The sequence below is a fragment of the Oleiphilus sp. HI0123 genome (assembly GCF_001635315.1).
On the sequence record NZ_LWGE01001309.1, the window covers coordinates 1 to 1649 of the forward strand.

Sequence of the window (1649 nt, forward strand, 5' to 3'; positions counted from 1 at the left end):
GTAGTAGCGTCACGGTTGCAGACTTGGCCAGTGTTAATGATGGCTTTGAGGAAAGCGCCATACTGACCCGCTTTAATGGTCGGCCGGCGGCCTTGGTCGATGTTTATCGTGTCGGTCAGCAAAGTGCTATCGATGTGGCGGATAAAGTCAGGGCCTATTTGCAGGAAGCTGAGTCTTCATTACCCGAAAGCGTTCAGCTTGATGCTTGGCATGACCGCTCAAAAATCGTTAAAAAGCGTCTGAAAACGCTTTCAGATAATGCCATACAGGGCGGTATATTAGTCCTGCTCTTGCTGACTTTGTTTCTGCGTCCTGCCATTGCTTTTTGGGTCTGCATTGGTATACCGGTTTCCTTTATGGGCGCATTGTTAGTGATGCCATTGTTCGATATTACCATTAACGTGATTAGCCTCTTCGGCTTTATTGTTATTCTGGGGATAGTCGTCGATGACGCCATTGTTACCGGCGAGAATATATACTCTCACCTGCGGCGTTCTGAGTCAGGTTTGGAAGCCGCGATCAATGGCACTAAAGAAGTCGCAGTTCCGGTAACCTTTGGTATTTTAACGACGATCGCAGCTTTTCTTCCCATTGCGTTTATTGAAGGCGTGCGCGGGCAATTGTTTGCGGCGATTCCGGTTGTTGTGATTCCTATATTGGTATTTTCTCTAATTGAGTCCAAGCTTGTTTTACCAGCTCACTTGAAGCGAATTAAGCTACAACCTCAAAATCAAAGCTCAGCCTTGGTGGCTGGCTTATCTCGTTTTCAGCAGCGCTTTGCCGACGGTTTTGAAAGTGTTGTCTTGCACTACTATCAGCCAGCACTTCAGTTGGCCTTGAAGTATCGCTACCTTTGTCTGGCGCTTAGTTTTGGTCTCTTATTTATTTTGTATGCCTTGGTTTCGACTGGGTGGATGAAGTTCATATTCTTCCCGAAGGTTCAAAGTGAGTTGGCACGTGCTAACCTGGAAATGCCTATAGGAACACCCGTCGAAGTGACTGATCGATATGTCTTGTCAATGCTGGGAGCTGCCCGTGAGCTTCAGGATAAGTATCACCTGGAAGGCGAGGCGGTGATTCGAAATATCATGGCAACAACTGGCTCTTCTGGTGGTTCGAGCCATATTGGGCGCGTGATATTTGAAATTACGCCGCCAGAAGAGCGTACTTTGGATATCACCAGTCGCGAGCTGGTTAATGAGTGGCGTGCATTAATTGGCCATGTGCCGGGCGCAGAGAAGTTAACTTATCGTGCTGAAATTGGTCGAGTCAGTGACCCGATTGATATCAAGCTGAGTGCGCAGGACTTTAATGCTCTCTCAGGTATTGCTGAGCTAATAAAAGAAAAGTTGGCAAGCTACCCGGGGGTATTTGATATTTCCGATAGCTATTCAGACGGTAAAGAGGCGATTGAGATAGTGCTTTTGCCTCAGGCTTCAGTATTAGGCCTGACACGTCAGGATATTATGTCTCAGGTGCGTGAAGCCTTTTATGGCTACGAGGTGCAAAGAATTCAGCGTGGTCGTGATGATATCAGGGTTGTGGTGCGTTATCCGAAGAGTGATCGGCAGTCTATTCGTTCACTGGAAGAATTCTTGATTCGTAATGCCCAGGGAAGTGCTGTGCCGCTCTCTCAAGTCGCGAGCTTA

Annotated in this window: 1 protein-coding gene; it reads left to right on the forward strand. The window is 47.5% G+C overall.

The genetic code is table 11. The features are described 5' to 3' along the window. Window positions 1-1649 (forward strand): efflux RND transporter permease subunit (locus tag A3761_RS15925; protein ID WP_197473071.1); only part of this gene is annotated, 1649 nt, incomplete at both ends.